The sequence below is a fragment of the Streptomyces sp. NPDC059452 genome (genome assembly GCF_042750035.1).
Lineage (GTDB): Bacteria > Actinomycetota > Actinomycetes > Streptomycetales > Streptomycetaceae > Streptomyces.
Map to the genome: position 1 here is coordinate 403509 of NZ_JBHYVE010000001.1, position 8757 is coordinate 412265.

Genomic DNA, 8757 nt, shown 5'->3' on the forward strand with positions numbered 1-8757 from the left:
GTATCTATCCCGTCCACTGGTCGTAGCCCAGCTTCGCCACCAGCGAGAACACCACCGTCAGCAGCACCGCCCGGACGAAGCCGCTCCCCCGGCTCAGCGCCATCCGGGCCCCGGCCATCGCGCCCGCCAGGTTGAAGACGGCCATCAGGGCGGCCAGTTGCCACAGGACCGTGCCCTGGTACGCGAACATGGCCAGCGCCCCCGCGTTCGTACACACGTTGACGATCTTCGCGGTGGCGGACGCCGTCACCAGGTCCAGGTGGAGCACGGCGGTGAGGGCCAGGACGAGGAAGGTGCCCGTACCGGGGCCGAAGAGGCCGTCGTAGAAGCCGATCCCGCCGCCCACCAGCACGACCGCCGTGACGATCCGGGCCCTGGTCACCGGCCGGGCGTCGGTGTCCCCCACCGCCGCCGTGCCGAACGACGGGCGCAGCAGCACGAAGGCCGCGACCCCGAGCAGCGCCACCATGATCACCGGGCGCAGCACCTCGCTGCTGATCCCGGCGGCGAAGAACGCCCCGGCCATCGACCCGGCGAGCGCCATCAGCCCCACCCGTACCGCCAGCCCCACCCGTACCGGGGCCCTCCGTACATAGGTGATCGCGGCCCCCGAGGTTCCGACGATCGCGACGGCCTTGTTGGTACCGAGGACATGGGCCGCCGGTACGTTCGGCAGGCCGAGCAGCAGGGCGGGCAGGAGCAGCAGCCCGCCGCCGCCCACCACCGCGTCGATCCAGCCCGCGGCGGCCGCGGCCAGGCAGAGGAGGATCAGGGTGGTGAGGGTGATGTCGGGCATGGCGTCGACACTAAGGGGGCCCTCGGCGCGGGAACTCACAGGGGGCGCCGGTCCGCGCTGAGCGCACGGTTCCGTCCGGGAAACCGGCGGGATGCGGCTGGGTAACACCCGCCGACCACTCTCTTCCTCATGAGAGAGAAGACGGAGAGTTCCGCGCCCGTCGTGGTGATCGGTGCCGGTATGGCCGGGGCCCGGCTCGCCGCGCGGGTGCCCGGGGTCACCGTCATCGGCGAGGAGCGGCACGCCCCCTACAACCGGGTGCTGCTGGCCGAGGTGCTGGCCGGGCGGTACGCGCCGGACGTCATCGCCCTGCCGCCCGCCGAGGTACGGCGCGGAGTGCGGGCCGTCCGGATCGACCGGGCCGACCGGCTCGTCCACTGCGACGACGGCAGCGTCCTGCGCTACGGACGCCTCGTCCTGGCCACCGGCTCGAACCCGGTGCTCCCGCCGCTGCGCGGGCTCGGCACCACCCTGCCGCACCGCGCCCGCTCCCTGCCGGACAGCGCCCGCTCCCTCCCGCACGGAACCCGCTCCCTGCCGCACGGGGCGCCCACCCTGCCGGACGGGGTGCACCCCTTCCGTACGCTCGACGACGCCCTCGCCCTGCGCACCGCCGTACGGCCCGGAGTCCGGGCGGTCGTCATCGGCGGCGGGCTCCTCGGGGTGTCGGCCGCCCGGGCGCTCGCGGAGTGCGGCGCCCAGGTGGTCCTGGCCCAGCAGGGCGAGCACCTCATGGAGCGCCAGCTCGACCCGGAGGCCGCCGCCCTGCTCCGCGGCCACCTCGAAGCGCTCGGGGTGGAGGTGCACACCGAGTGCCGGGTACGGGGGCTGCGCACCACCACCAGCACCAGCACCAGCACCAGCACCAGCACCAGAGCCGTACGGGCCGTCCAGCTCGCCGACGGTTACGAGCTCGCCGCCGACCTCACCGTCCTCGCCTGCGGGGTACGGCCCCGCACCGGGCTCGCCCGCGCGGCCGGGCTCGACGTCCGCAAGGGGATCGTGGTCGACGACGAGCTCCGCACCTCCGACCCGTACATCCACGCCATCGGCGACTGCGCCGAGCACCGCTCCACGCTCTACGGGCTGGCCGGACCGGCGCTGGAACAGGCCGATGTGCTGGTCGAGTTGCTCGCCGGGCGGCCCGCCCGATACGAGGGCACCCGGGCCCTGACCCGGCTCTCCCTCCGCTCCGGAAGAGCTGAAGGACCCGGCGGCCCCGAACGTCCCGAAGCCCTCGACCTCGCCGCCTTCGGAGAGGCCCGCCCGCTCCCCGGCGACGACGTGATCCGGCTGGCCGACGCCACCCGGGGCGCGTACCGCACGGTCGTCGTCCGGGACGGGCGGCTGGCCGGAGGGGTGCTCCTGGGCGACCTCGGCGCGGTCTCCAGCCTCGCCCGCACCTGGCAGGACGACGAACCGCTGCCCGCCGCCATGTCCCTGCTCCACCTGCTCACCGATGACGGAGGCCATTGAGATGCCGGAAACCAGTACCCCGAACACCCCCACCTTCGTCCTCGTCGGGCACGGCATGGTCGGGCAGCGGTTCCTGGAGTCCCTGGCCGCGCGCGGGCTGACCCCGGCCGCCGGGCGCGCCCGGGTCGTCGTGCTCTGCGAGGAGCCCCGGCCCGCCTATGACCGGGTCCGGCTCACCTCGTACTTCGCCGGACGGTCCCCCGATGAACTCTCGCTCGTGGAGCCGGAGTTCATGGAGCGGCACGGCATCGAGCTGTACGTCGGCGACCCGGCCGAGCACATCGACCGCAGGGCCCGGACGGTGACCGCGCGGTCCGGGGCGGTGTTCGCGTACGACACGCTGGTGCTGGCCACGGGCTCGTATCCCTTCGTCCCGCCCGTACCGGGGAAGGATTCCCGGGGCTGTTTCGTGTACCGGACCATCGAGGACCTGCTCGCGATCGAGGAGTACGCCAAGGGGGCGGAGAGCGGGGCCGTGGTCGGGGGCGGGCTGCTCGGGCTGGAGGCGGCGGGGGCGCTCAAGGGGCTCGGGCTGCGCACCCATGTCGTGGAGTTCGCGCCCCGGCTGATGCCGGTCCAGGTGGACGAGGGCGGGGGCGCCGCGCTGCTGCGGACGATCGAGGGGATGGGTCTGACCGTCCACACCGGGGTCGGTACGCAGGAGGTCACCGCCGGGGAGGACGGGGCGGTGAACGGGATGGCCCTCTCGGACGGGTCCTCGCTCGGCGTCGACCTCGTCGTCTTCTCGGCGGGGGTGCGGCCGCGCGACCAGCTCGCCCGGGAATGCGGGCTCGCGGTCGGGGAGCGCGGCGGGATCATCGTCGACGAGGAGTGCCGGACCTCCGACCCGGCGGTGTTCGCGATCGGCGAGTGCGCGCTCGCCTCCGACGGGCGGGTCTACGGTCTGGTGGCGCCCGGCTACGAGATGGCGGAGACCGTGGCCGAGGTGCTCGGCGGCGGTCAGGCCGGGTTCACCGGGGCCGACATGTCGACCAAGCTGAAGCTGCTGGGCGTGGACGTGGCCTCGTTCGGGGACGCGCACGGGACGGCGGAGGGCGCGCTGGACGTCGTGTACGCCGACTCCCGCTCCGGCGTCTACAAGAAGCTGGTGATCGGCGTGGACGGCACCCTGCTGGGCGGAGTGCTGGTCGGGGACGCGGAGAGCTACGGCACGCTGCGGCCGATGACGGGCACCGTACTGCCGGTCGCGCCCGAGCAGTTGGTACTCCCGGCCGGGGCGGACGGGCCGGTCACGCTGGGGCCGTCCGCACTGCCGGACGATGCCGTCATCTGCTCCTGCCACAACGTGACCAAGGGCGCGATCTGCGAGCACACCACTCTCCCCGAGGTGAAGAAGTGCACCCGGGCGGGGACGGGCTGCGGCAGTTGCGTCAAGGTGATCGGGCAACTGCTTCCGCAGAGCCAGGACACCGGGCTGTGCGGCTGCTTCGCCTACAGCCGCAGCGAGTTGTACGAGATCGTCCGGACCCTGGGCGTCACCTCGTTCACCGCCCTGCTCGACTCGCACGGCCGCGAGGAGGCGCGCGGCGGGAACGGCTGCGAGGTCTGCAAGCCGACGGTCGGCTCGGTCATCGCCTCGCTCGCCCCGACCGTGGGGGCCAGCGGCTATGTGCTGGACGGGGAGCAGGCCGCCCTCCAGGACACCAATGACCACTTCCTCGCCAACCTCCAGCGCAACGGCTCCTATTCGGTCGTGCCCCGCATCCCCGGCGGCGAGATCACCCCGGACAAGCTCATCGTGATCGGCGAGGTGGCCCGCGACTTCGGCCTCTACACGAAGATCACCGGCGGCCAGCGCATCGACCTCTTCGGCGCCCGCGTCGACCAACTGCCGCTCATCTGGGCCCGGTTGGTCGACGCGGGGTTCGAGTCCGGGCACGCGTACGGGAAGTCACTGCGTACGGTCAAGTCCTGTGTGGGGCAGACCTGGTGCCGCTACGGCGTGCAGGACTCCGTACGGATGGCGATCGACCTGGAGCTGCGCTACCGGGGGCTGCGCGCCCCGCACAAGCTGAAGTCGGCGGTCTCCGGCTGCGCCCGGGAGTGCGCGGAGGCCCGGGGCAAGGACTTCGGGATCATCGCCACGGCGGGCGGCTGGAACCTCTACGTAGGCGGCAACGGCGGGGCCACCCCGCGCCACGCCGACCTGCTGGCCCAGGATCTCTCGGACGCCGAACTGGTGCGGCTCATCGACCGGTTCCTGATGTTCTACATCCGTACGGCGGACCGCCTGGAGCGCACCTCCGCCTGGCTGGAGCGGATCGACGGCGGCCTGGAGCATGTACGGGACGTCGTCGTCCACGACTCGCTGGGGCTCTGCGAGGAGTTGGAGAGGCTGATGGCCGACCATGTGACCGGCTACCGCGACGAGTGGGCCGAGACCATCAACGACCCGGAGCGGCTGCGGCGGTTCGTGACCTTCGTCAACGCCCCCGACACCCCCGACCCCTCGGTGAGGTTCGTCCCGGAGCGGGACCAGATCAAGCCCGATCTGGAGCTGCTCGCCGGGCCCGTGCTCGCCGTCCGCACCCTCGAAGGGACCGCGTCCTGATGACCACCGACCTGAGCACCGCCCCGGCCGTCGTCCGGATCACCCCCGCCGAGGGCGGCCCGCTCGCGGTCTGCGACCCGGCCCGCCTGACCCCCGGGCGCGGTGTCGCGGTGCTGCTGCCGGACGGCGGGCAGGCCGCCCTGTTCATGGACCGGTCCGGGGCGGTGCACGCGATCGGCAACCGGGACCCGTTCACCGGGGCGTACGTCCTCTCACGCGGGCTGCTCGGCTCGGCGGCGGACGGGCGGCCGTTCGTGGCCTCGCCGCTGCTCAAGCAGCGCTTCGACCTGGTGACGGGGGTCTGCCTGGACGACGAGGAGGTCTCGGTGCCGGTGTATCCGGTGCGGGTGGAGTGACCGCCCGGCCCCGCCCCGGCCCTCCGCCGTTCACCGCTTGTTGAGGGCACGTCAACCACGTACTCCTACAGTCCTGACGCGCGACCCGCCGGTCCGTCCGGAGCGGCGGGCCCTCACTCATCCGTGGAGTGATCGTGGAACGTCGGACCTTCTTGCGCACGGCGGTGGTCGGCACCTCGGCGGCGGCCTTCGGCGGCACCCTGTGGCGGGGCGCCGCCTTCGCGGGCCCCGCCCAGCCGGCCCCCGGCCCGTACGGCCCGCTCCAGGCGGCCAACGGCAACGGCATCCAGCTGCCGAGCGGCTTCACCAGCCGCATCATCGCCCGTTCGGGGCAGAACGTGGCGGGCACCTCCTACCGGTGGCACAGCGCCCCCGACGGCGGGGCGACCTACGCCGACGGCTCGGGCTGGATCTACGTCTCCAACGCCGAGGTCTCCTCCGGCAGCGGCGGCGGGGCCAGCGCGGTGCGGTTCAACTCCTCGGGGACGGTGACGTCCGCGTACCGCATCCTGTCCGGCACGAACAACAACTGCGCGGGCGGCTCGACCCCGTGGAACACCTGGCTCTCCTGCGAGGAGGTCACCCGGGGGTACGTCTACGAGACCGACCCGTGGGGCGTGAACGCGTCCGTGCGGCGGCCCGCGCTCGGCCGGTTCAAGCACGAGGCGGCGGCCGCGGACCCCGACCACGGGTACATCTACCTCACCGAGGACGAGAGCGACGGCCGCTTCTACCGCTTCCGGCCCACCACCTGGGGCAACCTGTCGAGCGGCACGCTCCAGGTCCTGGTCGCGGGTACGGGCACCTCCGGTCCGGTGACCTGGGCCAATGTGCCGGACCCGGCCGCCTCCTCCACCCAGACCCGGCACCAGGTCTCCGGCGCCAAGGTCTTCAACGGCGGCGAGGGCTGCTTCTACGCGGCGGGCACCTGCTGGTTCACCACCAAGGGCGACAACCGGGTGTGGGCGTACGACGCGACCACCTCGTCGATCTCCCTGACGTACGACGACAACCTGGTGACGGGCGGGGCGGCCCCGCTGACCGGCGTCGACAACGTCACCCGGGCCGTCTCCGGCGACCTCTACGTGGCGGAGGACGGCGGAAACATGGAGATCTGCCTCATCACGCCGAACGACACGGTGGCCCCGTTCCTGCGGATCACCGGGCAGTCCGGCTCGGAGATCACCGGGCCCGCGTTCTCGCCGGACGGCAAGCGGCTCTACTTCTCCTCGCAGCGCGGCACCAGCGGCAGTTCGTCCGGCGGCATCACGTACGAGGTGACGGGACCGTTCCGCAGCTGACGCCCCGCGTACGGGAGCAGGTGGCGGCAGCCGTGCCGCACCCGTGTGCGCCGGGGCCGTCCTCGCGAGGCCCCGGCGCACACCCCGCAGATCAGCTCTCGCCCATGGTGGCGGCCGGGTCCATCCAGATGACCTCCCAGATGTGGTGGTCGGGGTCCTGGAACGAGCGGCCGTACATGAAGCCCAGGTCCTGCGGCTCGTTCGCCGGGGACCCGCCTGCCGCCAGCGCCGCGTCGGCGAGTTCGTCGACCTTCTCGCGGCTGTCGGCGCTCAGGGCGAGGATGACCTCGGTCGTCCCCGACGCGTCCGCGATGTCCTTCTTGGTGAAGTCCTTGAAGCGCGGCTCCGTGAGCAGCATGGCGAAGATCGTGTCGCTGATGACCACACACGCGGCCTTGTCGTCGGTGAACTGCGGGTTGATGGAGTAGCCGAGCTTCTCGAAGAAGCCCTTCGAGACCTCCAGGTCCTTCACCGGCAGGTTCACGAAGATCATCTGAGCCATCGTCGTTGCCTCTTCCGCGTTCCGTCGTGCGCCTCGGTGGGTCCGTCCGGCGCTGTCGAAGGGGTAGACGGCGGGGCCGCCCGGAACTCATCGGCGTACGGCGAACGGATTTCACGGGTTCTCCGGGGCCAGCTCACGGCCTTCCCGGCGCCCGCTCAGGACAGCGCCATCGGTGCCCCTCCCCGGAGCAGGGAGCCGCCCAGCGGGGTCAGCGTGTGGAGCACCGAGCTGCCGTGGCGCAGGGTGAGGACGAGGCCCGCCTCGCGCAGGACGGAGGCGTGCTGGCTCGCCGAGGCGAGGGAGACCCCGGCCCGGCGGGCCAGTTCGCTCGTCGTGCAGCCGTCGCCTATGGACTGCAGGACGGCGGAGCGGGTGTGGCCGACGAGCCGGCCGAGCCAGGGGCCGGGCTCCGCGAACTCCGGGGCCCCGGGGTGGGTCACCGGGTAGACGAGCACCGGCGGAAGCGACGGGTCGCGGTAGACGACGGGGGTGCCCCGGCAGAAGAACGAGGGCTGGAGCAGCAGCCCGCGCCCGTCCAGGTACAGATCGCGGTCGACGGGGTAGTCCGCCTCCAGCACGGGCGCCCGCCACCGGATCATCGGCGGCAGGGCCGCCAGCAGCCCTTCCGCCCCGCCGTCCAGCAGCGCGCGGCCCCGGACGGCCCGGTCGGCCTCGATGGAGGCCCGGATGTGCGGCCAGTACGGCTCGACGGCGGCGTCGTGGTAGCCGCGCAGGGCGGCGATCAGCCGGGCGAGGGGTTCGGCGCGGCCCTCGGAGAGCGCGGCGGGCAGCGCGCCCGTGCTCCGCCCGGCGCCGGCGTCGGGCCGCGCGGGCGGCCGCCCGCCCCGCTGCCGCCGCCGCCCGGCCTCCATCAGGTTCAGCTCGCGGCGGATGCGGTCGGCGGGGGTGTCGCGCAGGGCCTCCATACCGACGTCCAGCCCGAAGGGTTCGGCGCCTTCCTCCGAGGGCGTCAGGAAATCCGGGAAATAACCGCGGGGCGGGACGACCGCCGCCAGCAGTTGCGCTTCACCATTCAACCGGGCTCGCGTTTCCGTCCGCCATTTCCCGAAGACCGTGGAAGCCCTTCGGTCCCTCAGCCGGTGAAAACTGAGAATCGTTTCCCACATCGCGTCCGGTCTCGTGGCCATCCGCACCCGCGAAAGGTCCAGCCTGGACACATGGATCCGCAGCACTACGCCCCCACCTGTTGCATCCGCAATTGCCCCCACCGAAGGGTATGCGGGCCGTCACAGGAGGTCACCACGGGGTTTCGGCCAGAAGTGAAACGCCTCGCCCCGTTCCGCTTCACCCGAAAAGCTGTACGACGTCGGGTACGCATCCGGTGCCCACCGGATGAGCACGTGAAGGCCGTGGGGGGCTTTGTGTGTTCGGCGGCGGTGGGCGACGGTGCGGCTCCGTACCCGACGGGGGTAAGCCGGGTGCGGTCCATGGGTGGGGATCCATGGACCGCACCCCGGTCCGCACCCCGGTCCACCGGAGCGCCACCCCAATTTCTTTGCGCATTAAACGAAGCAATGTGTGCCACGACACACCGGCCGCCCGCATTCCGTACACCAGGACAAACCGGTAGTGCTCATTCCGCACCCGGGGGCGAAGGAAGCCGTCCGGAGAGCGATCGGCTCCACATATTCCGCAGGCAAGGCGAAGCGGCGGCACCCCCCCCCAGGGGGCCGCCCCCTGTAGGGGGTAACGGGGTCTCACACAGGTGGCGGGGCCGGGGGGGGCCCCCCCCC

At 72.5% G+C, this 8757-nt stretch carries 7 protein-coding genes; 4 read left to right on the forward strand and 3 right to left on the reverse strand.

Annotated elements, in window-relative coordinates; translation table 11 throughout:
- Positions 1–4: 4 nt before the first annotated feature.
- Positions 5–796, reverse strand: coding sequence for a TSUP family transporter (locus ACFW9Z_RS01855; protein WP_384632762.1), 792 nt, complete (start codon positions 794–796; stop codon positions 5–7).
- A gap of 129 nt (positions 797–925) precedes the next feature.
- On the opposite strand from ACFW9Z_RS01855, the gene ACFW9Z_RS01860 reads away from it, so the two are divergent.
- The 4 genes from ACFW9Z_RS01860 to ACFW9Z_RS01875 all read left to right on the forward strand — a co-directional run bounded on the left by ACFW9Z_RS01860 (position 926) and on the right by ACFW9Z_RS01875 (position 6501).
- Positions 926–2272, forward strand: coding sequence for an NAD(P)/FAD-dependent oxidoreductase (locus tag ACFW9Z_RS01860; protein ID WP_384632765.1), 1347 nt, complete (start codon positions 926–928; stop codon positions 2270–2272).
- Between the two features lies 1 nt (position 2273).
- Positions 2274–4844, forward strand: a complete 2571-nt coding sequence (nirB, locus tag ACFW9Z_RS01865) for a nitrite reductase large subunit NirB (protein WP_384632768.1) — start codon at positions 2274–2276, stop codon at positions 4842–4844.
- Positions 4844–5200 carry a nitrite reductase small subunit NirD gene (nirD, locus tag ACFW9Z_RS01870; RefSeq protein ID WP_384632771.1) on the forward strand — a complete coding sequence of 119 codons (357 nt, stop codon included), beginning with the start codon at positions 4844–4846 and terminating at the stop codon, positions 5198–5200. Before nirB ends, nirD begins: the two co-directional genes overlap by 1 nt.
- A 134-nt stretch (positions 5201–5334) precedes the next feature.
- Positions 5335–6501, forward strand: a complete 1167-nt coding sequence (locus ACFW9Z_RS01875) for an alkaline phosphatase PhoX (protein WP_384632774.1) — start codon at positions 5335–5337, stop codon at positions 6499–6501.
- A gap of 91 nt (positions 6502–6592) precedes the next feature.
- On the opposite strand, the gene ACFW9Z_RS01880 is transcribed toward ACFW9Z_RS01875, so the two are convergent.
- Both ACFW9Z_RS01880 and ACFW9Z_RS01885 read right to left on the reverse strand, forming a co-directional pair.
- Positions 6593–7003, reverse strand: a complete 411-nt coding sequence (locus ACFW9Z_RS01880) for a VOC family protein (protein ID WP_084745845.1) — start codon at positions 7001–7003, stop codon at positions 6593–6595.
- A 155-nt stretch (positions 7004–7158) separates the two neighbouring features.
- Entirely contained in the window at positions 7159–8196 is a 1038-nt protein-coding gene (locus ACFW9Z_RS01885) for an ArsR/SmtB family transcription factor (protein ID WP_384632777.1), read from the reverse strand.
- Positions 8197–8757 lie beyond the last annotated feature (561 nt).

What these genes read in the sequence shown, in the direction of transcription:
- ACFW9Z_RS01880 (WP_084745845.1), bottom strand. Translation starts at nt 7,003, where the DNA reads ATGGCTCAGATGATCTTCGTGAACCTGCCGGTGAAGGACCTGGAGGTC.
- nirB (WP_384632768.1), top strand. Translation starts at nt 2,274, where the DNA reads ATGCCGGAAACCAGTACCCCGAACACCCCCACCTTCGTCCTCGTCGGG.
- nirD (WP_384632771.1), top strand. Translation starts at nt 4,844, where the DNA reads ATGACCACCGACCTGAGCACCGCCCCGGCCGTCGTCCGGATCACCCCC.
- ACFW9Z_RS01860 (WP_384632765.1), top strand. Translation starts at nt 926, where the DNA reads ATGAGAGAGAAGACGGAGAGTTCCGCGCCCGTCGTGGTGATCGGTGCC.
- ACFW9Z_RS01855 (WP_384632762.1), bottom strand. Translation starts at nt 796, where the DNA reads ATGCCCGACATCACCCTCACCACCCTGATCCTCCTCTGCCTGGCCGCG.